Source organism: Acetivibrio clariflavus DSM 19732, assembly GCF_000237085.1.
GTDB lineage: Bacteria > Bacillota > Clostridia > Acetivibrionales > Acetivibrionaceae > Acetivibrio > Acetivibrio clariflavus.
This window is the reverse complement of record NC_016627.1, coordinates 2392447-2418110: the sequence shown is the minus strand read 5'-3', so window position 1 is coordinate 2418110 and position 25664 is coordinate 2392447. Positions and strand designations below refer to the sequence as shown.

General features: G+C 35.5%; 20 protein-coding genes. 17 read left to right on the top strand and 3 right to left on the bottom strand.

The window, feature by feature from the left end:
• Window positions 1-85 precede the first annotated feature (85 nt).
• Both CLOCL_RS10265 and CLOCL_RS10260 read left to right on the top strand, forming a co-directional pair.
• Window positions 86-3889, top strand: coding sequence for a transglutaminase-like domain-containing protein (locus CLOCL_RS10265; protein ID WP_014255283.1), 3804 nt, complete (start codon window positions 86-88; stop codon window positions 3887-3889).
• An 18-nt stretch (window positions 3890-3907) separates the two neighbouring features.
• Entirely contained in the window at window positions 3908-4195 is a 288-nt protein-coding gene (locus CLOCL_RS10260; RefSeq protein ID WP_014255282.1) for a hypothetical protein, read from the top strand.
• Window positions 4196-4513: 318 nt separating this feature from the next.
• On the opposite strand, the gene CLOCL_RS10255 is transcribed toward CLOCL_RS10260, so the two are convergent.
• Both CLOCL_RS10255 and CLOCL_RS22525 read right to left on the bottom strand, forming a co-directional pair.
• Complete coding sequence (locus CLOCL_RS10255) at window positions 4514-4810, bottom strand: hypothetical protein (RefSeq protein WP_041715075.1); 297 nt, start codon at window positions 4808-4810, stop codon at window positions 4514-4516.
• 11 nt (window positions 4811-4821) lie between these two features.
• Window positions 4822-4992 carry a hypothetical protein gene (locus tag CLOCL_RS22525; protein WP_014255281.1) on the bottom strand — a complete coding sequence of 57 codons (171 nt, stop codon included), beginning with the start codon at window positions 4990-4992 and terminating at the stop codon, window positions 4822-4824.
• A 375-nt stretch (window positions 4993-5367) separates the two neighbouring features.
• Here CLOCL_RS22525 and CLOCL_RS10250 point away from each other — a divergent pair, with 375 nt between their 5' ends.
• The gene (locus CLOCL_RS10250) at window positions 5368-5763 is read left to right on the top strand and encodes a hypothetical protein (RefSeq protein ID WP_014255280.1); all 396 of its coding nucleotides are present in this window, start codon (window positions 5368-5370) and stop codon (window positions 5761-5763) included.
• Window positions 5764-5956: 193 nt separating this feature from the next.
• Here the strand turns inward: CLOCL_RS10250 and CLOCL_RS10245 are convergent, their stop codons facing one another.
• The gene (locus CLOCL_RS10245; protein ID WP_014254024.1) at window positions 5957-7246 is read right to left on the bottom strand and encodes an IS110 family RNA-guided transposase; all 1290 of its coding nucleotides are present in this window, start codon (window positions 7244-7246) and stop codon (window positions 5957-5959) included.
• Window positions 7247-7660: 414 nt separating this feature from the next.
• On the opposite strand from CLOCL_RS10245, the gene CLOCL_RS10240 reads away from it, so the two are divergent.
• The 14 genes from CLOCL_RS10240 to CLOCL_RS10175 all read left to right on the top strand — a co-directional run bounded on the left by CLOCL_RS10240 (window position 7661) and on the right by CLOCL_RS10175 (window position 25594).
• Window positions 7661-8152 carry a YfbM family protein gene (locus CLOCL_RS10240; RefSeq protein ID WP_014255279.1) on the top strand — a complete coding sequence of 164 codons (492 nt, stop codon included), beginning with the start codon at window positions 7661-7663 and terminating at the stop codon, window positions 8150-8152.
• A 169-nt stretch (window positions 8153-8321) separates the two neighbouring features.
• Window positions 8322-8648 carry a hypothetical protein gene (locus CLOCL_RS10235; RefSeq protein ID WP_207636333.1) on the top strand — a complete coding sequence of 109 codons (327 nt, stop codon included), beginning with the start codon at window positions 8322-8324 and terminating at the stop codon, window positions 8646-8648.
• Window positions 8649-9056: 408 nt separating this feature from the next.
• Window positions 9057-9788: a glycerophosphodiester phosphodiesterase gene (locus tag CLOCL_RS10230; protein ID WP_014255277.1), complete on the top strand. Its 732-nt coding sequence runs from the start codon at window positions 9057-9059 to the stop codon at window positions 9786-9788.
• 809 nt (window positions 9789-10597) lie between these two features.
• Complete coding sequence (gene sigI / locus CLOCL_RS10225; RefSeq protein WP_014255276.1) at window positions 10598-11329, top strand: RNA polymerase sigma-I factor; 732 nt, start codon at window positions 10598-10600, stop codon at window positions 11327-11329.
• Window positions 11330-11370: 41 nt separating this feature from the next.
• Window positions 11371-12912, top strand: coding sequence for an AbfB domain-containing protein (locus tag CLOCL_RS10220; protein ID WP_014255275.1), 1542 nt, complete (start codon window positions 11371-11373; stop codon window positions 12910-12912).
• 322 nt (window positions 12913-13234) lie between these two features.
• Window positions 13235-15037 carry a GDSL-type esterase/lipase family protein gene (locus CLOCL_RS23185; protein WP_014255274.1) on the top strand — a complete coding sequence of 601 codons (1803 nt, stop codon included), beginning with the start codon at window positions 13235-13237 and terminating at the stop codon, window positions 15035-15037.
• Between the two features lie 259 nt (window positions 15038-15296).
• The gene (locus CLOCL_RS10210; protein WP_014255273.1) at window positions 15297-16559 is read left to right on the top strand and encodes a DUF3237 family protein; all 1263 of its coding nucleotides are present in this window, start codon (window positions 15297-15299) and stop codon (window positions 16557-16559) included.
• 246 nt (window positions 16560-16805) lie between these two features.
• Window positions 16806-18161: an MATE family efflux transporter gene (locus tag CLOCL_RS10205; protein ID WP_014255272.1), complete on the top strand. Its 1356-nt coding sequence runs from the start codon at window positions 16806-16808 to the stop codon at window positions 18159-18161.
• Between the two features lie 150 nt (window positions 18162-18311).
• Window positions 18312-20717, top strand: a complete 2406-nt coding sequence (locus CLOCL_RS10200) for an InlB B-repeat-containing protein (protein WP_014255271.1) — start codon at window positions 18312-18314, stop codon at window positions 20715-20717.
• Between the two features lie 486 nt (window positions 20718-21203).
• Entirely contained in the window at window positions 21204-21905 is a 702-nt protein-coding gene (locus tag CLOCL_RS10195) for a hypothetical protein (protein ID WP_014255269.1), read from the top strand.
• Between the two features lie 66 nt (window positions 21906-21971).
• Complete coding sequence (locus CLOCL_RS10190; RefSeq protein ID WP_014255268.1) at window positions 21972-22238, top strand: PqqD family protein; 267 nt, start codon at window positions 21972-21974, stop codon at window positions 22236-22238.
• Window positions 22235-22696 (top strand): S24/S26 family peptidase, encoded by a 462-nt coding sequence (locus CLOCL_RS10185; protein ID WP_014255267.1) that lies wholly within the window; start codon window positions 22235-22237, stop codon window positions 22694-22696. Before CLOCL_RS10190 ends, CLOCL_RS10185 begins: the two co-directional genes overlap by 4 nt.
• Entirely contained in the window at window positions 22693-24354 is a 1662-nt protein-coding gene (locus CLOCL_RS10180) for an ABC transporter ATP-binding protein (protein ID WP_014255266.1), read from the top strand. The genes CLOCL_RS10185 and CLOCL_RS10180 overlap by 4 nt, the downstream gene beginning before the upstream one ends.
• A gap of 1 nt (window position 24355) precedes the next feature.
• Complete coding sequence (locus CLOCL_RS10175; RefSeq protein ID WP_014255265.1) at window positions 24356-25594, top strand: nucleotidyltransferase domain-containing protein; 1239 nt, start codon at window positions 24356-24358, stop codon at window positions 25592-25594.
• The last annotated feature ends 70 nt before the right edge of the window (window positions 25595-25664 follow it).

Below are 25664 nucleotides of genomic sequence, written 5' to 3'. Positions count from 1 at the left end.
TTGCAGACTTTCAAGAATGCAGTGTAATGACGGATATATGGGACTCTAGAGAAAAGTGCTTATATTATAAAATGGGGGGTTTTGTATGAATATTAAAAAGTCAATTAAAATAATTTCAATGTTTATTATTATAGCCTTTTGTCTTACTTTCGGATTACCATTACAGCAAGTTGTAGCATTAGAAACTGTTGTAGAAAACAAGTTGGCTGTTGAAACGGGTATCCCCTTTGAAAGGCCGGAAACTGTTACTAATCTGGGTGCTTTTGCAGATTTGATGAGTACTCATATAAATAATATGAAAGAGTGTCTGGAAAACAATGACCAGGCACAATTTAAGAAAGAGCTTAAGAATGCAATAAGCAGTTTGGAAAAAATCAAGGAAGATATTTCTAAAGAACTGCTTGAGAATAAAAGTATACTGGATAAGCTGAATGCGACTATAGCTAAGGCAAGATTTGAAAGTTTTAAAAGGGAAATAGATGCAAAAATTAATACTTTCACAACATTATTCAAAGATTTGGAAAGTATAGCAAATAATGAAAAGCTGGATGAAGGAAACATTGAAGATCTAAAAATAAAGCTTGATGAGATTGAAAAGCAAGTTTCACAAGAACAACCGGCTCAGCCGCTAGGAAATTCGCTTCCTCATCAAAATGCAAGCATAAAGCCGGAGGAGCCCATTATCGGAAATGAGCCTTCTTCAACATCTGTGGTGAAAAGCAGATCTGCGGTATATGAGGTATTACCGTCTACATCAGTTGAAGAAGATCTTGCAGAGACACCGGAGACTGTTTTAAGCGAAAAAGCTAAAAAACTGGCTGATACCTTTAATACACCTGTAGAAATATATGAGTATGTACGTAACAATATTGACTTTGAACCATACTATGGTTCAAGAAAGGGTGCTGTCGGTACTTTTAATCAATTGAGCGGTAATGATTACGATCAGGCTTCACTCCTTATTGCCATGCTCAGATATAAAGGAATACCTGCAAGATATGTGAAAGGTACAATTGAATTACCAATAGATCAGGCAATGGAATGGACTGGAGCTCAGGATGCAGATGCAGCCGTTAAGGTTTTAGGTGCTCTTGGAAATCCCACGGTAGCTGTAGTATCGGGAGGAAAAATTGTTGCAGTTCGTACCGAGCATGTATGGGTTGAAGCTTATCTGCCATATAAGAGCTATAACAGACTTGGAGTAGGAAAAGGAAACAGGATATGGATGCCCCTAGATCCGAGCTTCAAACAGTATGAAGTGGTTGAGGGATTGGATTTTAATGAGATTGCAGGAGTTACGGTAGAACAGATAAAAGAAGCGTTTACGCTTGATGCCGACAGATCCGAAGATGGAGACGTAATAAAAAATGTAAATTTTGATAAAATGGATTCTTTTTTAGAAGAAGTAACTAAGAAGATCGAAAAGTATGTGTCAGAAAACAATTTGGATGACTCATATTTAAAAGATTTGTTAAAGGGTAAAAAGATTGAGCCGGAAAATCTGGGAGTACTTCAGCTATCTTTGCCTTATAAGGTAGTAACAACTATTGCAAAAACAAATAAGATTTACGATACAGACAGCGAAAAAATAGGATTTTCAATAAGCGGAAATGATCTTTTTGATCTGAGTTATGGCGGAAGCAACCAGTTTAATGTTGAGTTCAAAGCTGTTGAACTTTATGGAAAGAGAATAACACTTTTATGGGTACCGGCTACTGCTGAGGATAAAAGTATTATTGACAGTTATGGTGGACTATATAAAACACCGACATATATGATTCAGTTAAAGCCTCAACTCATAGTAGACGGTAGAGTTGTAGCAGAAGGCAGTGCAGTCGGTTTTGCAAATAAGCAGCAATTTAAAATAACAATGAAGCATGTAGGTAGACCGGCAGAAGAAATAACCAATACTGTAATCGCCGGAGGTATTTACAGTGTTTCCCTTGATCTTGGAAAGATTGATGGAGAAGAATTGGATATAATTAAGGAAAGAATTGAAAAGGTAAAAGATATTGCTACAGAAAACAATATATACACCGACGAAGTGATGGGGGAAATTTTAAATAGTGTCGGTAAAGCATATTTTGCTCAGCTTGATGCCATAAACTCTGTGATAGCAAGAGCTATGAATGTTTCTGCTGTACGTCAGGTAAGTGAAGCTATGACAGGATATCAGCCTGATGTTAAATATATGTTTGGTGTTCCTGTCGAAGTAAGCGGAGGGTATTTCTATATAGATGTAGATCATGATGTAGCCGGAGTTACAAGTCTTGATAACAATAGAGAAAATGAAGTAGCATACATGCTCAACAGCGGTATAGTCGGTTCTAGCATGGAGCATGTGATACATGAACAAATATTCAAAGTTCCGTCTGTTTCGGCAATAAAGATTATATCGGAAGCTAATTCAAGAGGTATTCCTGTATATGCCATATCTAAGGATAATATTGATAAAATAAATGAACTCAATGTGTCGTCGAATGTCAAAGCTGATATAAGAAACTCTGTAAACAGCGGCAAAATAGTAATTATTCCTCAAGAGGAAATCCGTTATTATGACTGGTATGGAACAGGATATATTGTTATGGATCCTGAAACAGGTAGTGCCGGTTATATGATAAGCGGCGGAATTGCCGGGGGATCAATAGGTAAGACAGTAATAGTTACTTTGATAGGTATTGCAACTCTGATTTTGGGAATAATTGACGTGATTACACTTGTTGGGGCAATAATGGCTGCTACTAATCCATTGCTGCTGATTTTATATTTTGCTTTATATGCGGTAAGTTTATATGCAGTATTTGATACAATTAACAGTATAATAATGTATTGGGAAACCGGCGATTTCAAATATGCTAAAAAACTGGCTGTGGATCTATTTGTAGAGCTTGCCACGATGGGATTATTTAAAATTATCAAAAAGTTTGCTCCAGCTATAGAGAATCTCTTCGAAGGCCTCTTTAAACAAATGGATAAAGTTATAGAGTTCGAAGCAAAGCATGGTAAAGAAATAACTGAAGCAATTATCAGGATAAGCGGAGAAGAAGCATTGGAACATGCCGATGAATTGATCGATGCACTCAAAAGATCTGGAATTGCAGATGATGTTGTAGAGAAGTTTGCAAAACGTGGAGGATTAAATGCTTTAAAGGAACTGGCTGAATTCCAGGCTAAGCATGGTAACGATATTCTTGAAGCCATTGTTAAGTTGAATGGTGAAGGAGCGTTAAAACATGCGGATGAATTGATTGATGGACTAAAAAGATCCGGACTTGGTGATGACTTAGTAGAAAACATAGCAAAACATGGAGGAACAGAAGCTTTACAGGAAGTAGCTGAGATTTTACCTAGACTAAAAGAGCTTGGAGCTACGGATGAGGTTATTGATGTAATTGCAAGAGCAGAGGGAGTTAAGGCTTTAGATACATTAGAAAATTTATTGTATAGAGGCTTTAATAGTTCTGATATCGTAACATTAAGTAAATATGGAATACAGACAACTGACTATGCAGCTAAAGGAATAACTTACTCAAAAGTTGCGGAAAACGTTTCAAGAATGCTGAATTCACCCGCAGACTATGTAGATCTTTATCGTGCTGTTGGACCTGATGAATTTTACGATATTATTAATACAAATAGATTCAATGTTGTTGAACATGCTTATTCAGGTAAGCAATTTGGTTTCTCGTTTGATGAAATACTGGAATTAACAGATAGTCTTCCTGAATCGGCAGCAATTTTTAAAGCAAGAATACCAAAAGATGTATTTGTAAAATTAGATTTTACACCATTGGATACATTTACTTTAAAGAGCGGTTCACTTACAGTACCAGGAGATTTATTGGAAATATTTAACAATAACTTGATTGATTTACAGCATGTATTTTAATTAGATGGAGGAACAAATATGTTGGAATTTGTGGCAGATATATATCTATATGAAGAAAATGGTGGTGCCATGAAAGGTGATGGATGGTCGGGAATGATGCCACAACTTAACATGGACGGAAAATTTGTTATGTCAAAAATTTTAGCTAACAAACCGCTCAAAAAGGGAGAATGGCACGAAGTTATTATACAATTACCTTATGGTGATAAATTTGAATACATAAAAGAAACAATAAAAGAGGGGTATGAATTTAAGCTTAATTTTGGAGGTAAAATTCTTGGTATTGGAAGAGTAAAATTGATGTGATAGATAGAGTAATTTGGCGGATTGAGATAAAGTTGCGTTAGAGTTTGTATTTGGGAAAGACTAAATCTTTCCCTTATTTTCTATTTATAAAATGAATGTAAAGATGTTGAAATGATTGGCGATTATATTTACTAGATGCAATACTGTTAAATTGATATAATTATATAAATATAATATCACATAAGTAATGATGAATGAGTATTATGTTAATATATTCATAATGAACTGGAAATAATGAAATATTTATGTTTACAGAGCATATACTCAATTCTTAGAATGCTCAAAGACTTGGCTTTATTAGTGTTGTTTTATTTGAGTTTATAAAATATTTATTGGTCCGAGATGAATTTTTCCAATATTACATTTGGAACAATCCATTTCAAAAGGGTGATATGGCACTAAAAAGAGCATATTAGTTACATTACATTGCGGACAACGGATTTTTTTATCAGGATTAGCTTTTGGAGTTTTGAGTTTGAAATCATATGTACTCTGCTTTAAATACATCTTAAATTCATCGTGAGAATAACCGGGCTTTAGTTCAGTATGGCTACCCCATACATCAGCTATAGTGAATACTCTTTTTTTATATTCCAATAGAATAATTTCCGACATAGAGTTACATTCTACACAATACAGATGGCCATATAGACCATCAACTCCAAGTTTGATTCTATCTCCAATGGATGACCGCAATATTCTATTTTGCCGTATTTGTCCCACCGGAATTCCCAAGGACCGGATGTAAAGAAATTATATTCACAGTTGTTGCATTTAAAACGATAAGTCAATCCCATTTTTACCTCCAGTAGAAACTATAATGTTTGTACTTTTCATATAACAAATTTATTACCTGTAATCTTTTCAACATCACTTATGAACCGTATATAATACAATGAATGTTTATTTATCGGGATCAATACGCTGTTTGAATAGAGTATTTTTTACATAATGTTTTTGGTTATAAATTCATTGCTACAGTTATTATAACATCATTTTATTTATAATGTTATTGGTGCTGAAAAAATATAGAACAGTAAAAGGAGTATACAAGTAACAGTATTAATTTTCAAATTGGCATAGAAAATAACCGATTTTTCCTGTATAATTTAAATAAAAGAATTAAATTGTACTGTTTATTCCCTTTAAATGTAAAAACTGAGGTTGATGTTATGTGCAGATATGCTATGTATGGACCTTATAAAGATATTTATGCATGTTTTGATTGCAGAAAGTCTTATAAGCAGAGGTCAACAGTTGAATTATCGGAACAGGATGCTAAAAATAGAAAATATCTATGTCCTCAATGCAGAAAACCAATGGCTAATATGGGGCATGACTTTAAAGCACCAAAACATAGTGATTTAAAACAGTGGAAAAAAGTTAAGATATTATATCAAGAAGGTATTACTTATTATTCTTGTGGGTGTGGTGGTCCGGGATATCGACCGAAAACTCTGCGGGAAGTTAAAGAGTTTTTGGATAATCGTTTTGAACCTAATGAGGGCAAACGGATTTTAAAGAGGATAAGAAAAATTCTGCTTCAAGAAAGAGCTGATTTTTTATAAAAATGATTATTTTAGATAGAAAGACCAGCTAATTAAAGTCAAGAGTTTATAATAAAAATTTTGAGAAATTTTTTTAGGCTCCTGACGTTAATGAAACGCATGACAACAAGACCACCTAGGTGAGGTAGACATAAAATAGCTGGTCTAAAATAGCAAGTTGCTCTTTGAAAACTGAACATCAAGTACAGTACTATCAAGCTGCTGTATGCTTTGCTGCAAGCATTTGAGCGTGTTCCTGGGGGCTGCGTAACTGGTAAGGTTTCCTATCCCTTAGGACAGCAAAGATGATACAAACAAGCTTGCGCATAACAGCTCCCAAAGCTACTTTCTTAGGCTTACTCTGGCATTTTTGTTGGTAGAACTCCAGCAGCACAGGGTTGCAAGCTGTCTTATCCCGCTTGGTACGGATATTAGCAAGAGCAATTGTGAAAAGCACCCTGCGAAGCAGCCTTGAACCTCTCTTAGACATCTTGTTCCGTGTGCCGGTAAACTCTCCGGACTGCATGACAGAGGGGTCAACGCCGAAATAAGCAACCAGCTTGCCTGGCTTTTTAAAGGCTGAAAAGTCTCCAATCTCCGCAAGAATAGTAGCAGCAGAGAGAAGGCCTATACCTGGCAGGCTCTGCAAAAGTTCAAGCGTCAATGCCAGCATGGGCATATCCTTCGCCATATCTTCAGCAATCAGTAGACGAATGGACTTAAGGACTTTCTCCAGGCTTTCTTCCAAGGTTTTGATCATGGAGATATATACGCCCAGCATAATAACATTTGAGGCATTATGAATGCTCAGAGGTGCAAAATCTCTGGCCTTGGAGACCAGAAGCTCATACTTGGCAGTTGACCATTTGAGACTTTTGCGGGATTTCTTCTGAATCAGTGAAATCAGCTTGTTCCTGTCAGCCTTAAGAATATGGGCAGGAGTAGGATACTCCTCCAGGACAGCCATAGCAGCCTTTGAAAATATATTGGAGAAGACATCCTTGAAGTTAAGCATGAGTTGGTCAACAATACCGGTAAGCCTGTTTTTGTAGGCGGTAAGCTCATCACTCAGTTTGTAGTACTGGCGACATAGGCTCCTTAGGCACTCAATATCCTCATTGGGGATGTTGGTTGACTTAAGTTCCTGAAATCTATAGAGTAGGGCAATTTTCCGGGCATCCACTTTATCATTTTTCACTTTTCTGATTCCAATATTTTTGATAGAATCAGTTTGGATGGGGTTTGTTACCGAAACCTCAAATCCAGCTTTACAAAGTGAATGGAAAAGGATTTTGTGATAGTGCCCGGTGGATTCCATGACTATGAAAGGCCTTGAAGCAAAATCTTTTTCCGTTTTATTAAGCAATTCAACGGCTCTTTCAACGTCGGTATTGGAATCATGGTGAATCTTCATGCGGGCAACCACTTCATTGGTAGGAGAAAGAATCGCCATTTCACTGAAGAACTTACCCACATCAATTCCTGCAATGGGTCTGAAATTCATTAAAATGCCTCCTTTTTAAGATTAATGGACTTAAAAGCCTCCATTCCTTCCCATGTAAGCAAACAACCTTGCATGTGACACGAGGAACCAGCCAAAGAGCTGGCCTCAACCAGCCAAATCATGTAGACTTACCGGAATGGATAAATACTCTTTCTTACGGGTAATCGGCCCGCTAAGGTCCGTCCCAGGAGGTGAAACACTCACCTTCCAAGTCCGGAAGATATTATACATGATTGTCAAGGTTCAGGCCAACAGTTGCTGGCAAAATGGCTAAGATGTGAAGCCGGATGATGTGCTTGATGTTTAGAAAAGAATGAAGTTTGAAGTGTTATGTTAACAATGAATTTTAATGGGTCGAACAGTGGCTTCGGTCACTGATTTAATACAATATTAATTGTACAAGGTGGTTAAAAAATGTCTTGTCGAGGAGTACTTTTTGCAATTAAACCGTCTGAGTCCAAAAAATTAAGAAATTGTAAAGATGATGATGAATTGGTTGATTACATTCAAGAGAATATTGAGGAAGAATGGGATGAAGATTGGTTATGTGAGACTGATAAGGCCTGGGATGCAATACATAGATGCTTTGCTGATGGGAAACTTGAACTGTTTGGTGGGAAAGCACCTTTAAATTCTATAATTTTCGGCGGTGAGATTTTAAATACTGAACCGTATTACTATGTATCATTAAAAAATAATGACTTGGTTAAGGAAATAGCAAAAGAAGTCTCATCAATAAGCAAGGAGAAGTTGAGGGAGTTATATTACCAAATTGCTGATGATTATGCAGAAGAGCTGAATGAAGAGGATTTTGAGTATATGTGGGAATGGTTTGAATGTATTAAGGAGTTTTATGAGAAGGTTGCAAAAACCAATAGAGATGTCATATTTACAGTTGACCAATAGTAGTCTGCTTGAAGCATGATGGCTTTATGATGAAATTTACAAGGTATCTTATGGTGGTGTTTTATTTTTGTTAATTAAATGAATATTGTTAATGTAGGTGTTTTCTACGTTTGAGGTGAAGGGCTTTATGAAAATAATGTGGTGTTGGCGGTGCAGACAAGAAGTTGGGATGCTGGATGAAGAGGAATATAAGAGAATTCACACAATATATATAGAGTGTGCTGAAAAGGTAAAAACGTTTCGAAAAAATACCGGAAGTTCTCTTGAAAATACACCTTTAAATGATTTTTTTAAACCTGTCTGTGAAGAATATGAGAAGATAACAGGATTTAGTGGATTTAATCATAATGCAATAATGCATCACAGGATTTCAATATATGGTCAGCCTTGTAAATGTTGCGGAAAGCCATTAAGAACACCAAGAGCAAAAATGTGTGCTGCATGTGGAGCTAAAGTAACTATATCTGACACTTTTGAAAAGGATTCTTACAACTAAACAATTTATTATTCACCAATATGTTTTTTACAAAGTTAATTGAAATAATGAAAAGACAAACAGGTCATATTCAGCAAAGAAACGGTTGGTCCTGGTGCGGAAGAACTGCATCAGGGTTATTTTTTATAAATACCTTGGCATAGTTTTTGAGTGATTTTTATTTATATAAAAAGGTAAAGAGTTTGGAATGATTGCCGATTATATTTACTGGATGAAATGATGTTAAATTGATACAATAATAGAAATAATATCACATAATTAAATATAAATGAGTATTATGTTAATATATATTTATATTGAATAAATTTGCTTCAATAATCGTACTAATACGTTTGGTATTAAATTTAGGAGTAAATGAAAAGGATTTGAAGCAATCTACAGAATAAAAACAAGTTAGGTGGGGGTAATATGAACAGACCGCTGGTTATAGCACACAGGGGAGCATCAGCCTATGCGCCGGAAAATACATTGAGTGCTATTAAAAAAGCAGTTCAAATGGGGGCCGATGGTATTGAGATAGATGTACAACTTTCGAAGGACGGACATGTGGTTGTAATCCACGATACAACGGTAAACAGAACAAGCAATGGAAGCGGAAAAGTTAACAGTATGACTTTGGAACAGCTTAAAACTCTGGACTTTGGCAGTTGGTTTTCGGAAGAATTCAAAAATGAACCCATTTGCACTTTGGAAGAAGTTTTTGGTTATTTAAAAAATTGGAACGGATTAATCAATGTTGAAATAAAAAAGGAATGGCTGCAGTTTAATTCAATAGAGAAAAAGGTTGTCGAACTGATAGATAGATTCAATATGAGAAACAGAATTATTGTGTCTTCCTTTAGCACACTAAGCCTTTTAACCATAAAGAGATTGGATAAAAATATACGGACCGGAATTTTATTTACTTCGTCTACCAAGGATTTTGTTTTATTGGCGAGGTTGTTCAAAATAGATGCTATTCATCCCTGGTACAAAGACGTGACAAAAGATATGAAAAAAGCTGCTGTCAAAGGAAATATAAAGATACACACATATACAGTGGATGATGTAGGTGAAATGAAAAGATTGGCCAAAATTGGGATAGACGGTATAATAACCAATATACCCGATGTTGCCCTTAAAGCATTAAATAATAAATAGAGCCCATGATGATCTTAACTCCGGCTGATATAAGTCTCTGACAACCCTATTGCAATCTTTCGACTGCAATAGAGCTTTACAAGACCTATAACAACCTTTGCTCGATTATCAGAAATCTCTTGGAAACCTGCTGCAATCTTTCGACTGCAACAAACCTCCAGCATCGAAATTTATGCCACAGGGACTACCGTGTTAATGGGTAGGCTAATGTCATTAAAATCAATGCCTGCGAAACTTCTGACAATCTTAGCTCGAATATTATACATCCCTTTCAACCATACTGCAGTAGCAGTTGCTACTACAATACAGCCTTACGGAACATATAATACTCTGCCCGCCGGCTAATATCAAGCCTTAGTGAAGAACAAAACCTGATATTAACCTTTGGCCGACTGTTATAAAGCTTATAACAAACCTTATAACAATCTTGGCTCAATCATCATGAACCCTACGCTATTATTTTGTGTTGTATTACAGCAAAAATTCGTGTCAATATGTGGCAAGACAGTATTTTATATACTGAAAAATTCATTATTATTTAACTATTCGATAAAATAATTTTTTTCATAGAAAAATTTTTAATTTTGTTACTAAAATTCCGAACATAAAAGAAAAAACGATTTCGAATATATAAAATGACAAGAAGATAAAAATGATTTAAAACCTTGAAATATTTATACGATTAGCCTTTCAAAGGTTATAATTAAATAAATTTAAAGACCCGATAAATAAACAGGGCGTTATTATTGAATAGTTTTATTTAATGACCCGGAAGATTATTGATTATTACTATTGTGAGGTAAGATAAAATGCTATTTATTTCAGCTATTATAAATTATGCCGATGAAACAGCTGCACATATTATTGAAAAAATAAAAAAAGGGGACAAGCAGTTAAAAGAAAAATTCATTGAAGACTATATTCCCTTTATATTAAAGGTTGTTTCAAGCTTTTATTCATCAAAGATAGTTGATATGAAAAACAGTGATGAATATAGCATTGGCTTAATGGCATTTGATGAGGCAATAGAAAAGTATGACAGTACTAAAGGAAAAAGTTTTATTAAATTTGCTGAAATGGTTATAAAGAGAAGAATGGTGGATTATTTCAGAAAAATATCGGCTGTTTGCCAAAAAGAAATACCGTTTTCATATTTTGAAAACGAAAATGAATTTGAGAATCATATAAATCCCTTCGGTGCCGGAAATGAATTGGACAGATATGAACTCATTTGCGAACTGAAGGACTTTTCAAAACAATTGAAAGATTTTGGACTGAATATTGAAAATTTACCCGATTATATGCCGAAACATAAAGACTCAAAGCAAATTTGCATAGGCATAGCTAAAAAGATAGTTGAAAACAAGGTAATATACGACAAGTTGAAAAACAAAAAGTATTTTTACATGAAAGAGCTTTCGAAAATAATTGATGTGCATCCGAAGACCGTTGAAAGAAACAGAGAATTTATAATTTGCTTGTGCCTGATATACGGAAATGACTATAGAAATTTTAAAAAGTATTTAAATAAAATATGTTAGCTGTGCGTTTACATAAGTATCTTGAGTTTAGGAGGGTATAAATGAAATATGAAGGTATTGTTATAAAACTGTCAAAAAATAGAGCAATAGTCACTACTGACGACTTTCAGTGCTTTTACATAAAGAGAACTCCTGCGATATATGTAGGAAAACAAGTTGAGTTTACACGGAAGGATATTGTCAGAAGAGGCTATTTCGCGATAAAACTGATATCGACTGCTGCATGCATTTTATTGCTTTTGACTGCTGCTTTAAGACTTTTAGGAATAGTTAATGACAGCGGTATTATTTCCGGTTCCAAAACTTTTGCTTATATTGGCATTGACATCAATCCCAGCCTTGATATAGAAATTGATGAAAAAGGGTTGGTTTTAGGGCTGATTCCGTTAAATGAGGATGCAAAAGTTTTGATTAAAAATTTTAGTGCCGGAAAGGTTGAGGTTTCTAAAGTTGTTAATGATTTAATCGGTGCGGCAAAAAGCAATGGAATTGTATCTGAGACCGAAAATGACTACGTTTTGGTTTCAAGTACTTTGAATAACGATAATGGAGAAAATAACGAGAAATATCAGACTGACAGAAAAAAACTCGACTCAATAGTGAGCTCGTTGAAAAATAGTGTAGAAAAAGACGGCAAGATCAGTATTTATATTGTACAAGCGGATAAATCTGAAAGAAAAGATGCACAGGAAATGGGAATTTCAACCGGAAGGTATAAATTGTTCACTGAATTGAAAGACAGTATAAAAGATTTTTCCATTGAAGAAGCTAAGAGTATTGGTGTAAAAGAGTTGATAGAATTAAAGATAAATCAAAAAGAAGACTATAACATTGTAACTACACCTGTACCTGCAACTCCTATTTATAAAGCAGAAGACACCGAAAACAATACAACTCCTGTCCCATCTGATGAGGTAAGCACTCAGGAAGTTAGCAATGAAGCAATATACCAGATACCAACGATATCTTTAATACCAACGCAAACACAAACACCGATGGTAACACCAAAACCGACAATAATTCCAACACCAAATAAAACACCAAAATCTATACCGACATCAACACCTGCATCCGCTGTTCCATCATATCCGATAATAATGCCAATACCTATGCCAACGATGCCGTTCATGTCGCCGATAATGCCGCCGATGCAATCGTCAAATTCAGTCTATATGAAATTTGAGGCATACAATTATCCGGGCCAGTTTATACAGCACAAAATACATTTTGATGCTTATATTTCAGCCAATGGAATATTGCCGGACGACTGTATGTTTAAAATAGTTTCAGGCCTGGCTGACCCGAGTTGTATTTCTTTTGAGTCAAAGAATTTTCCGGGTTTTTATCTGAAAAATGAGAATTTTAGAATTGTTCTCAAACCGTTTGACGGTTCAAATGATTTTAAAGAGAATGCAACTTTTAGAAAAGTACCCGGGCTGGCGGATGAAAGTTTAACTTCGTTTCAATCCTATAAATATCCTGACAGATATATAAGGCATAAGCATTTTATAATTCAGGTGGATGAAATAACTTCAGATGATGATAAAAAAGATGCTACATTCAAAGAGATTGAAGTCAAATAGCAAAAAAGTTTGTTGTTTATTATAAATAAAAATATTGAAGGAAAGGAGTGTAATTGATGGGGAAGGAAACCAGGTTGGTAAACAGGTTTGAATTACCTGTTAGCTGCAAGATTTCTGGACTTACAACGCAAGATACCAGTTAATTCTATAACCAAAACTAAATTTACCTTTCGGAACTATCGAAAACAAATTGATGTCCCGTGAAAATATTTTATAGAGATTACGGGATGAGAAAAAGAAATTATCATTTCAGTTTATATGTTTTTGAAAATTTTATATTAAATAAATAATTTAAAAAATTATAATTGGGAGGGAATAATAAATGCATAAACTCAGATTAAAAGCAAGTAAAATGATACTTTCATTGTTTTTGATCAGCGCTATTATAGGCGGTATGTTTGCAGTACCGTCATTTGGAGCAGGCAGGACAATAAAAATAATGCCTGTTGGAGATTCATGTACTGAAGGTATGGGAGACCCTGATATGGGAGGATACCGTACAGAATTGTACAGGTTGTATACAGAGGCAGGATTAAGCATTGATTTTGTCGGATCCAACAGACGCGGACCGAACTCTTTGCCTGACAAGGACAATGAAGGACACTCGGGCTGGACAATTCCTCAGATTGCAAGCAATATAGACAACTGGCTCAATACATATAATCCTGACGTAGTATTGCTTTGGATAGGCGGTAATGATGTTTTGTTAGGAGGAAATGTAAATACTACCGGACTTAGCAATCTGATAGACCAGATATTTAGAACTAAGCCAAATGTAACAATATTTGTAGCTGATTACTATCCATGGCCTGAACAAATCAAGCAATACAATGCAACAATTCCTGGAGTAGTTCAGCAAAAAGCCAGTGCAGGAAAAAGAGTTTATTTCGTAAAACTCAGTGATATGCAATTTTCACCAAATGTAGACCTTTCATCAGACGGCTTGCATTTAAATGTAAACGGATACAGCAAGATTGCAAGAATTTGGTTTAACAGTACTATTAATATTTTAAGGGAAATGGCAGGTACACCTGATACTCAACCTAATCCGACACCGACACCGGTACCAGGAAATGATTTTCCGTTCCCATGGTTTGGCACACCAACACCGACACCGGCACCAGGAAATGATTTTCCATTCCCGTGGTTTGGCACACCAACACCGACACCAGCACCAGGAAATAATTTTCCATTCCCAATACCGGGGGATTTCCCATTCCCATGGTTTGGCTCTCCAACACCGGCACCTAATTTCCCGACAGCAACACCTAATGTACCGTCATCAGGTAAGACAATAAAAATAATGCCTGTTGGAGATTCATGTACTGAAGGTATGGGAGACCCTGATATGGGAGGATACCGTACAGAATTGTACAGGTTGTATACAGAGGCAGGATTAAGCATTGATTTTGTCGGATCCAACAGACGCGGACCGAACTCTTTGCCTGACAAGGACAATGAAGGACACTCGGGCTGGACAATTCCTCAAATTGCAAGCAATATAGACAACTGGCTCAATACATATAATCCTGACGTAGTACTGCTTTGGATAGGCGGTAATGATGTTTTACAGGGAAGAGTGAACACTGAAGGACTTAGTAATCTGATAGACCAGATATTTAGAACTAAGCCAAATGTAACAATATTTGTAGCTGATTATTATCCATGGCCTGAACAAGTTAAGCAATACAATGCAACAATTCCTGGAGTAGTTCAGCAAAAAGCCAGTGCAGGAAAAAGGGTTTATTTCGTAAAACTCAGTGATATGCAATTTTCACCAAACGTAGACCTTTCATCGGACGGTTTGCATTTAAATGTAAACGGATACAGCAAAATTGCAAGAATTTGGTTTAACAGTACCATTAATATTTTAAAAGAAATGGCAGGTACACCTAATACTCAACCTACTCCAACACCAATCGGCAATGTTAAAAAAGGAGATATAAACGGTGATGGAGAAGTGAATTCCATTGACTATGCTTTGTTGAAGAGATATCTTGTAGGAATGGATACTACTTTACCTACTCCAAATAGCTATGCAGCTGCTGACATAAACGGTGATGGAGATATCAACTCCTTAGACTACGCTAATTTAAAACTCATATTGCTTGGAATGAATAACTAAATGCAATATGTTAAAAACTTGAAAAATAAATAAAGTGTTCCAGTAAGCTTAATAATAAACGGGTTGATAAAAATTTTTAATTTTTTAGTCATGTTTTCAAATAGAGCATTTTTACTTTATGATTTGAACCAAAATTCATCACTCTTAAAAGAGCTTTTTATAACAACTTTTTATAAAAAGCTCTTTTTTTAAATGAGATACATCGTTTAGCTGGATTTAATTTCGCTTTTTGCAAATTTACTTTATGGGAGGTTGCATAATGAAAAAAATTTTGATTTCTGTCCTGGTTCTTATACTGTTTGCATTGTCAATCGGTATTGTCAATTCAGAGCCAGTTAAACGTGGTGATATTAACTCGGACGGTGATATAAACTCAATAGATTTTGCTTTGTACAAACTGTATCTTTTGGGTGGTTACCAAATCAATGACATAACTGTTGCAGATCTGAACGGGGATGGTTCTGCAAACTCAATTGACTATGGTTATCTGAAGTTGTATCTTTTGGGAAGAATATCGACTTTTCCGGCTGATGAAATTTCCACACCGACTCCAACAATTCCTCAAACTGAAAATGCACTACTTATTCCGCATAAATCTTGGACCTGTGGAATGCCTGAGGGAATTCCAAAACCGGAAATTGGAAAACTTGTGTTTGAAGTCGATATGAAACTTGACATGGTTTATAATTTAGGTGAAACTCCCTACGGAAAGAGACAAGTTTTAGTTGTTAAAAGCGGTACTGTGGAGGGAGAAAGAATCAAGGGTACTGTCATGTCCGGCGGGCTTGACTTTCAATTGGATATTTCCAATGGAGTGACGGAAGTTGAACAAATATTGGTGATTAAGACGGATGACGGCAGGTATATGTATATTAGAAGTGCAGGTACAGGTTTGAATCAGAACGATTTGAGAATGGTACCGGATATTGAAGTGCCTAAAAACGGAACATATGGCTGGATCAATAACGGTAAATATGTGGGAAGACGCATTGTAGACACTGTGGCTAAAACAATGAAGATAAGAGTCTATGATATATCCGGCATTGATGTAAAGAATTATTCCGACAACTCTGTTACCGTAACCAAACCGGAAAATATTCCGTATCAACCATGGGATTACAGAAAAGCTAACGGTGAAAGAAAAGGCAATGTATTTATAACTGAGTTTGTACAGCTTGGAGAAAGTCAATCCATTGGAGAAAACAAAAACGGAAACAGAAATATTATTCCAATAACCGGAGGCTATGTGACCGGAAGTATCAATGCCAAAATTTTAGCTGCCGGAGCTGACTATCAAAATCTTTCAAATCCTATGACAATTGATGCAAGGTACTTATGGCAGACTGATGATGGAGAGATAATTATTGTTCGAAATGGCGGGCAATTTGGCTCTCTTGTACCTACTTTTGAAGTACGAAAGGACAGCAAATATTCTTTCTTAAATACAAACCTTTACCTAAGCTCCGATCCGTCAATGGGGGCAGGCGGTGTTACAATTACTTTTTATGAGAGCAGAAAATAAAATCGGTATATATAATTGAAAGTGTTTATTTTGAATAGGGTTAACAGGTAAGAGTTGTTTAATAGTTCAGCTCTTATCTGTTTTTTGTTATAAAAATATTATGCTTTTTCAGATTGACGATTTCTGATATTATAATAAATAAATTTTTAAATCAGGCAATATGCAAAATAATGTAGCAATTATTGATACAAAATATACTGTAGTGCTTTTAGATAAGGGTATAAATTCTGGTATTGGAGAAATGTTATGGAGAATACAAAAGCTAATCCTTTGGGTACGTTGGATATTAACGTCTTAATAAGAAAATTTGCTTTGCCCAGCATCATGGCTATGATGGTAGGGGCGATATATAATATTGTGGATCAATTTTTTATAGGAAGAAGTGTGGGTGAGCTTGGAAATGCGGCAACCAATGTCGCCTTTCCTCTAAGTATATGCTGTATTGCAATTGCTTTGCTCCTTGGAATTGGAGGAGCTGCAGCCTTTAACATTTCTTTGGGTGAGGGTGACAGGGAAAAAGCGGTTTATTACTTAGGAAATGCTTCAGTTTTGTTATTTACCTTCGGATTGATACTGTGTATAACCGTGCTTGTTTTTTTAACGCCGCTAATGTTTTTTTTCGGTGCACCGGACAATGTATTGGGTTATGCAAAGACCTATACGTCAATTACTGCAATAGGATTTCCTTTTCTTATATTTTCCACTGGCAGCGGGCACCTTATAAGGGCTGACGGCAGTCCAAGATATACATTGTTATTTAATTTGACCGGTGCAATCATCAATACAATTCTTGACCCTGTATTCATTTTCGGTTTTGGCATGGGAATGGCCGGGGCTGCATTGGCAACAGTTATAGGTCAGATTTGTGCGGCTTTATTGGCTTTTCGGTATTTGCGCCATTGCAAAACAGTACGGATTCAGAAAAAAAACTTAATTCCTAAATGGCAGTATACCAAAAGAATAATGGCATTAGGAACGGCATCCTGTTTTAATCAGATTGCCATGATGATTGTGCAAATAGTGCTGAACAAATCCCTTACTTTTTATGGAGCATTATCTCCCTATGGAGAGGCAATTCCATTAGCAGCTGTGGGTATAATTACAAAAGTTAATCAGCTGTTTTTTGCGATTGTTATCGGTATTTCCCAGGGGATGCAGCCAATTGCAAGTTTTAATTATGGTGCACGAAATTTTGACAGAGTAAAAAAGGTGTACTATACTTCACTTTGCTATGGGCTTGCTGTATCAGCTTTTGCATTTATGCTGTTTCAAATATTTCCCAGGCAAATTATATCCGTTTTCGGTTCGGGGTCCGAGGAATATTACAGTTTTGCTATTTTATATTTCAGAATATATTTGTTTTTTACATTCATTAATTGCATACAGCCAATGTCGGCTACCTTTTTTACAGCAATAGGGAAACCCAGAAAGGGAATATTTCTTTCTCTGACAAGGCAAATACTGTTTTTATTGCCGTTAATTATAATATTACCGCTTTTTTTGGGTATTAACGGCATAATGTTTGCGGGTCCGGTGGCAGATTTTGTTGCAGCTTTAGTATCGGTAATAATGATTTGTATTGAAATGCGAAATTTGATATAATATTAAACTGGAATAAGAAGGGATTTCAAAAAAATGTTGAAAAAATTTTAAATAAATATACAAAATTCTGTAAATTCATTATATAATATAGGAAGAAGTTTTTATAAAATTACTGTAAGCATAAATTAATACTAAAGGGGAGGAACTAGAATGGTAAGAAGAGGTCTAAAAAGGTTTTTATCATCGTTAACGCTGCTGGTTATGGCAGTTGGCGTTATGTCTCAAAGTGTTTTTGCAGCTCCAAAAGTTGACCCAAAAGACGACATCGGTAAGCCGACAGTAATTAGTGGTCCCAAAGAAGAGAAGAAAGAAAAAGAAGAAAAAGTTGTATCTGACAATGGTTGGATAGTATTAGGCCAGGAGGGTTTTTCAAAGAAAGATGCTGAATACACAACCATTGCATTGGATAATAATGGAGTTCCCTATGTTGCGTATTCCGATGCTGGAAACGGCAAAAAAGTTACAGTAAAGAAATATACCCAGAAGGGTTGGGAAACCGTAGGTAAGGAAGGTTTTTCATTAAAAGCTGCAAAGAATATATCCTTAGCTTTCGATAACAGCAATATACCATATGTTGCCTATATTGAAGAACCTGGTAAGAGAGTTGTCGTAAGCAAGCTCTCTAAGGACAAGTGGGTAGAAGTAGGTGTATCAGCCGGAGTTGGCGATGATGTGTCTTTAGCGATTGATAGCAAAGGTACACCCTATGTGGCTTATACATACTCTATAAAAGGATTGCTTGGTTTAGGCGCAAATGGAATAACAGTGAGCAAATATGTGAAAGGAATATGGAAACCTGAGTTTAATGTAGGTTCTATTCTGAATAACAATAAGTACAGTGAACCTGCTATTGCTTTCGATGTAAAGGATAATCTGTATGTTGCTTTCAGTAACAATGGAGTTAATGTTGTGAAAGCTTCAGGTTTTGATAGATGGAGCTATTTGAATGTAACGTCTAAACCTAAAAAAGAAGTTAAATTTATATCTCTGGCAATAGACAAGGAAGGAAAAGTCTATGTTGCATATCAGGGAGACAAAGAAAAAGCAGTAGTAAGTAATGTTAGTGAAGGTGAAAATTGGGAAGTTTCAGAAGGTAAAGCTGAGTTTATATCTTTAGTTTTGGACAGCGAAGGTACTCCTTACGTTGCATTTGCCGATGCTAAAAACAAAGACAAAGCTGTCGTTAAGAAATATGAAGACGGAAAATGGAATGCTTTGGGAGATAAAGGTATCTCTAAAGCAAAGGCAAAATTCACATCAATAGCAGTAGATAGCGGTGATAATCTTTATATTGTTTATCAAGACGATGCAAACAAGAAAAAGGCTACAGTTCTTACATATACCAGCAAATTCGTAGTAACTTTCGATACCGATGGCGGAACACCTATAGCCAATCAGCTTGTGCCATATAACGGAAAAGTGCAAAAACCTGAAGATCCTGTGAAATATGGCTACGTATTTGAAAACTGGTACACTGACAAATCCTTTACTCAAGTATTCGACTTTAACACACCTGTAAAAAGCAATTTAACCTTATATGCAAAATATACAAAACTCGATGGTTGCGGTTTGACAGTAAAATGGGAAGGTAATGGCAGTGTTCCGGGCTGGACCAACGGTGAAACAAAGAAATTTAAATTGGGCGAAAAAATCACATTGAAAGCAGTTTCAGAAGACGATTCAAAGTTTGCATACTGGAAAGATGCTGTTGGCCGTGTAGTTTCAACAGAGCCGGAGTATACTTTTGAATTGGGATGCGAAGATTCCTTTACTGCATACTTCTTTGAAAAGAACAAATACCTTGTAACTTTCAAGAATGGAAACGGGGAAATAATCAAGTCGGTTTACTTGGTTGAAGATGAAGATATAGTATTCCCTGAATCACCATCAATGTTCGGATATAGATTTATCGGATGGGATAAGACAGCTGAAGAAATAAAGGCATCCCAGGGAGATGTTGTAGTAACTGCATTATTTGAAAAGATTGAACAAACACTTAAAGTAGAAGTTTATGGCGGAAGCGGATCCGGAGAATACAAATTAAATGATTATGTGATCGTTGAAGCTAATGAGCCTGAAGAAGGCAAGAAATTTGCATATTGGGAAGATGAAAATGGAAATATTCTGAGCTATAGCACAAGATATGGATTTACTGTAACAAGAGATGTAATCTTAAATGCAGTATATGTTTCTGAGGATGAAGAAGTTGAAGAGCAGGCAAGAATAGCTATAACAAACATAGCCTTTACTGACGACAAAATAACCTTTGTTGCTGAAAGGGTTGTTCCGGAAGGAAATACAATTGTTTTGCACGGAATAATAGCTACAAACAATCCAGCAATTGGCTCTTCAGATAAAGATTTTGTTATAGGAAAAGAAGGCGTTTACAAGGCATCTGCTCTGACAAAGGGCCTGGTTGGAGTTTTCGTACTGAATAAAGCAGCTGAATTGGATGAAACTTGGTATGCAAGAGGTTACGTAATATACAAAGACAGTAACGGAAATATAGTTACTATTTACAGCGATATAGAGCAAGCAACCAGACAAGAACTTTAGTACAAAATACGGGTATACTGCAGTTAAGGATATAATCTTAACTGCAGTATACGTTCCTGAGGCTGAAGAGGTTGAAGGACAGGTAAAAATAGATATAACAAACGCAACTGGAGGGTAATGGGAGGTGAAAATAATGAAAAAGCAGTATGTAGCACCGGAAATTGAAATTCAGCAGTTTGAAGTGGAAGATATCATAGCTTTAAGTGATGGTACCGGTTTGGGTGACTTTGATGAATTTACTTTCTAATAGCCGGAAGAGATTAAATTAGAGCGTGTTTAGCAGGAATTATCATAATGAAGTAATTAATAACTAAAATCAAGAGAGCTATAGTGCTCTCTTGATTTTAGTGTATTGTTTGTTTTTTAGAGAAATTATACAAAGGATAATTATTTAATAGATTTCCGATCAAATGTTTTTTGATAGGGCTTTTCATGTTTTATATATCTTCTGAAAAATTCGTTAAGCCATATTTTAAGAGGTTTATTATGAATACATATAAAATAGCGGATTTAATTCTGAATATGAATGTAAGAGGAGAACTTTTAAGAAAGCAATCCAGCCGATATCTTACCGAAAGAAGTGAATCAGCTGATATTACAATAGATATATGTGAAGAATTTTTAATTATGAAGCAAAAGGAAAACAATCATTTAACCTTTGATGAATGTGAATATATATGGACAGGAAGAGAATTTTATTATAAACTTCTGGATTTTGACGGTTTTATGCTGCATTCTTCAGCTGTTGCAATGGAAAATTCAGCATATCTTTTTTCCGCAAAAAGCGGAACCGGGAAATCAACTCATACGGCACTTTGGCAAAAGTATTTCGGCGAAGACCGCACAGTAATTATAAATGATGACAAGCCTGCAATACGTTTTGATGGAAAGCAGTTTAATGTTTACGGTACACCCTGGAGTGGAAAAACAGATAAAAGCAGTAATATTAAAGTTCCCCTGAAAAGTATTGTTTTTATTGAAAGATCCGTGAAAAACTGGATACATCCGATGGATAGTAAAGAAGCTATCAGAATGATTTTGGATCAGACCATCCGTCCTAAGAAAATAGATAAGCTGGACAAACTGTTTGGCTTAATTGAGGAATTGTTGAAATCGATACAGGTTTATAAAATGGGATGCAATATTAGTGAAGATGCTGTAACATTGGCATATGAAAAATTAAGGTGAAGGAATAATGATTTATTGAACTTTTACCCTGAACATTAAAATTAATAGCAAAAAAGGAGAATACATATGAAATTATCAAAGGAATTTGTTTTGAGGGAAATTGCCGGAAATTACATAGTAGTTCCTTTTGGAGAAAAGGCAGTTAATTTTAATGCCATGATTACTCTAAATGAAACGGGTGCTTTCCTTTGGAAAAAGATTGAAGAAGGAAAAAGCAAAGAAGAACTCTTAAGTGCTATCCTTGAAGAGTATGAAGTGGATAGAGAAAAGGCAAAAGAAGATATCGAAAAATTTTGTGAAAAATTAAAGTCAGCGGGTATTCTTGAGCTATGAATGTAAAGAAAGTAAGCATGAATTTGGACAGTTTGTCTCCCATTATTCTTGAGATGCTGGATAAAAATATAGATATATTGATGAATGTTACAGGTACAAGCATGACTCCAATGCTAATAAACAAAAGGGATAAAGTAATATTGACAAGCTGTGACAAATTCAGTTTGAAAAAAGGAGACATTCCTTTATATAGGCGAAGCAACGGAAAATATGTTTTGCACAGAATAGTGAAAGTAAACGAAAATACCTACGATTTATGCGGTGACAACCAGTGTGAAATTGAGAAGGGCGTGCCGAAATCTGCAGTTATTGCTGTAGTTAAAGCCTTTGAAAGAAACGGTAAGATGTACGGATGTAATGACATCAGGTATGAATTGTATTGGCGCTTTTGGCTATTGGCAATGCCTTTTCGAAGGCTAATACAAAAAGTTAGGCTTAAATTAAGGAGAAGAAAATGACCAAGAGATTTGACTCTTTGTTATGGATATACAAGTACTCAAAGAAACATATCTTGCAAGTAATTTCATTAGCTTTTATCAGTGCGCTTATAGCTCTGAGTTTTATTTTTTTGGCGTTGCTTTCAAAGCAGGTTATTGATATTGCCACAGGAAAACAAAAGGGAGAATTAATGCATTATGTTGTTATAATCGTAGGAGTTATTGTATTGCAAGCAGGTCTGAACATATTGAGCAGCAATATTAGGATAAGGGCAAGCGGCAAAATTGAAATAAATATGAAGCAAGGCGTATTTCGTTCACTGTTATCAAAGGATTTGATGGAACTTGGCAAGTTTCACTCGGGGGAGTATGTAAACAGGCTGACCAATGACATTGGTATTATAGTTGAAGCGATTGTATCTATTTTACCGCAGGCTGTTGCGATGCTGGTTAAGCTTTTGGCAGGCCTTGCCGTTATGATTATGATTGACCCTTTATATACATTGTTCTTAGTTGCATGTGGCATCGGAGTGTTTGTTATAGGTTGGATTTACCGAAAAAAATTCAAGGTTCTTCATAAAGAGGTACAGCAAACTGAAGGAAAAACCCGTTCTTTTATGCAGGAATGTGTTGAGAATCTCTTGGTTATTAAGTCTTTTACCTCTGAAAAACTTATACTTAACAGGTTGAAAACACTGCAAAATCTTAATTTTAAAGCTAAAATAAAACGCAATACAATAAGTAACATGGCAGGTACGGGAGTTTATGTCTTGTTTACCGGATGTTATTATTTAACATTAATTTGGGGAGTTTTTATGGTTGGCTCAGGAGCAATGACTTTCGGTTCATTGACGGCATTTTTGCAGTTGTTTGAGCAGGTGAAAGCTCCTTTTAAAAATATTTCGGGTATTATACCGCAGTATTTATCCATGATAGCATCAGCAGAACGTCTTATTGAATTGGAAAGTCTAAAAGAAGAGATCAATACAAAGAATGCTGAGGACTTGGCTGAAATCTATGAAAAAATGGAATACATAGGGATTGAAAATATAAGTTTTACTTATGACGGGGAACCGGTTTTTAAAGAAGCTTCCGCTTTTATATATAAAGGTGAATTGATAGGAATAGTGGGCAGTTCCGGTGCCGGGAAGAGTACACTGATAAAACTTTTGTTGGGCTTGTTAAAAGCGGATAAAGGAAGAATTATTCTAAAGACGAAAGACAATTACTATAATATTGATGCGGGAATGAGGAAAATGTTTTCCTATGTGCCCCAGGGGAATATGGTTTTATCGGGAACAGTGAGAGAAAACATAACTTTTTTTAATGATGAAATAGATGAGCAGTTGGTTATGGAATGTGCCAGAATAGCTTGTGTGACAGACTTTATTTCGGAATTGCCCAAAGGCTTGGATACAGTTATAGGGGAGAGGGGATTAGGTCTTTCGGAAGGACAAATCCAACGTATAGCAATTGCAAGAGCTCTTACATCCAAGGCACCCATTTTATTGCTGGATGAAGCTACTTCAGCCCTTGATGCTGAAACCGAGAAAAAACTACTGAATAACTTACGAAGTATAAAAAACAAAACTTGTATATTTATATCCCATAGAGAAGCAGCAATAGCCGATTGTGACAGAGTGCTGAAGATTGAAAATAAAAAGATTGTGGGAGGATAAAATGGATTTAAGCAGCAGATATTTTATATCGTTGCTATCTTCATTCATCAAAGATGCAACACCTGTAAAGCCGGGGTGTATAGGGGAAGACAAAGAGAAAGATGACAGCGGACACGATAATGTGGACTGGGGAAAAATATATAAGCTGGCAAGTATTCATTCCCTGGGTGGTGCTGTTTATTTGGCTGTTCAGAAACTGGATGAAGCCGATAAACCTGAAGCCGATATTCTAAATAAATTAAAATCGGAATTTTTTTATGCCACTTACAGATTTGAGGAACAGGAAAGAGAGTATCGCAAAATTGTTGAGCTTTTGAACAGGGAAAAGATTAAGCACCTTTTCTTTAAAGGCGTAATTGTTCGGGACTATTATCCTGTTAAGCAGGTTAGAACCCAGGGAGATATTGATTTTCTTATATACCCTGAAGACCGAAAAAAAGTTGAAAAAATTTTTACCGATCTTGGGTATAGGAATTTTTCTACCAAGTGGCATGATAAATTTAAGAAGGGGAAAATAGTATTCGAAGGCCATGATAATCTGGTGAATACTGAAATAAATTCAAAAGTTGACTACTCTGCATATTTCGCGAATGCCTGGGAATATGCAAAACCGAAAGAGTACGGTTATACATACGAACTGGATATGAATTATCATCTGGCATTTTTAATTACTCACATAGCAAAACATTTTTATGAAAAAGGTGCGGGAGTTCGTCTGATTTTAGATATTGCAGTTATTTTAAACAAATATGGCGAAGAATTGGATTTTCAGAAAATATGGAAGCATTTAGAGAATATTAAATTGGATTTGTTTGCAAAGCATATTTTTGCATTGTGTGAAAGATGGTTCGGTGTTAAAGCTCCGGGGATGTATTTCGAGATGGATGAGTCAACTTATAGTTACATATCCAAATATATTTTGGAGGGCGGAACATTTGGATATTCAAACGATAATATTGCCATCAGTGCTTTGAGAAAAGAATACGAAAAAACTGGAAGTTTCGAACACATAAAAATTAAAGCTATGTTAAAAAAAATATTCCTAAGTTTTGATATTATGAGAGAAATATATCCTATACTGAAAAAACACCCCTATTTATTAGTATTTGCATGGATTCACAGAGGAATCAAATGCATTGTAATAAAGCGAAAACGTACGTTCAGAATTATAAAAGGGATACGGGAATTTTCGGAAGAAGGGAAGAATACTTATATAATGATGAAAAAAATCGGCTTATAACAGAAATTTTGAGGATTTTACTCTAATTGAGATTTATAGGGCGCCTATGGAAGATTAAGTAAACAAAAAC

What these genes read in the sequence shown, in the direction of transcription:
- CLOCL_RS10195 (WP_014255269.1), top strand. Translation starts at nt 21,204, where the DNA reads ATGAATACATATAAAATAGCGGATTTAATTCTGAATATGAATGTAAGA.
- sigI (WP_014255276.1), top strand. Translation starts at nt 10,598, where the DNA reads ATGCTATTTATTTCAGCTATTATAAATTATGCCGATGAAACAGCTGCA.
- CLOCL_RS10255 (WP_041715075.1), bottom strand. Translation starts at nt 4,810, where the DNA reads ATGTCGGAAATTATTCTATTGGAATATAAAAAAAGAGTATTCACTATA.
- CLOCL_RS10175 (WP_014255265.1), top strand. Translation starts at nt 24,356, where the DNA reads ATGGATTTAAGCAGCAGATATTTTATATCGTTGCTATCTTCATTCATC.
- CLOCL_RS23185 (WP_014255274.1), top strand. Translation starts at nt 13,235, where the DNA reads ATGCATAAACTCAGATTAAAAGCAAGTAAAATGATACTTTCATTGTTT.
- CLOCL_RS10210 (WP_014255273.1), top strand. Translation starts at nt 15,297, where the DNA reads ATGAAAAAAATTTTGATTTCTGTCCTGGTTCTTATACTGTTTGCATTG.
- CLOCL_RS10220 (WP_014255275.1), top strand. Translation starts at nt 11,371, where the DNA reads ATGAAATATGAAGGTATTGTTATAAAACTGTCAAAAAATAGAGCAATA.
- CLOCL_RS10180 (WP_014255266.1), top strand. Translation starts at nt 22,693, where the DNA reads ATGACCAAGAGATTTGACTCTTTGTTATGGATATACAAGTACTCAAAG.
- CLOCL_RS10235 (WP_207636333.1), top strand. Translation starts at nt 8,322, where the DNA reads ATGCTGGATGAAGAGGAATATAAGAGAATTCACACAATATATATAGAG.
- CLOCL_RS10200 (WP_014255271.1), top strand. Translation starts at nt 18,312, where the DNA reads ATGGTAAGAAGAGGTCTAAAAAGGTTTTTATCATCGTTAACGCTGCTG.
- CLOCL_RS10245 (WP_014254024.1), bottom strand. Translation starts at nt 7,246, where the DNA reads ATGAATTTCAGACCCATTGCAGGAATTGATGTGGGTAAGTTCTTCAGT.
- CLOCL_RS10185 (WP_014255267.1), top strand. Translation starts at nt 22,235, where the DNA reads ATGAATGTAAAGAAAGTAAGCATGAATTTGGACAGTTTGTCTCCCATT.
- CLOCL_RS10250 (WP_014255280.1), top strand. Translation starts at nt 5,368, where the DNA reads ATGTGCAGATATGCTATGTATGGACCTTATAAAGATATTTATGCATGT.
- CLOCL_RS10205 (WP_014255272.1), top strand. Translation starts at nt 16,806, where the DNA reads ATGGAGAATACAAAAGCTAATCCTTTGGGTACGTTGGATATTAACGTC.
- CLOCL_RS22525 (WP_014255281.1), bottom strand. Translation starts at nt 4,992, where the DNA reads ATGGGATTGACTTATCGTTTTAAATGCAACAACTGTGAATATAATTTC.
- CLOCL_RS10230 (WP_014255277.1), top strand. Translation starts at nt 9,057, where the DNA reads ATGAACAGACCGCTGGTTATAGCACACAGGGGAGCATCAGCCTATGCG.
- CLOCL_RS10190 (WP_014255268.1), top strand. Translation starts at nt 21,972, where the DNA reads ATGAAATTATCAAAGGAATTTGTTTTGAGGGAAATTGCCGGAAATTAC.
- CLOCL_RS10265 (WP_014255283.1), top strand. Translation starts at nt 86, where the DNA reads ATGAATATTAAAAAGTCAATTAAAATAATTTCAATGTTTATTATTATA.
- CLOCL_RS10240 (WP_014255279.1), top strand. Translation starts at nt 7,661, where the DNA reads ATGTCTTGTCGAGGAGTACTTTTTGCAATTAAACCGTCTGAGTCCAAA.
- CLOCL_RS10260 (WP_014255282.1), top strand. Translation starts at nt 3,908, where the DNA reads ATGTTGGAATTTGTGGCAGATATATATCTATATGAAGAAAATGGTGGT.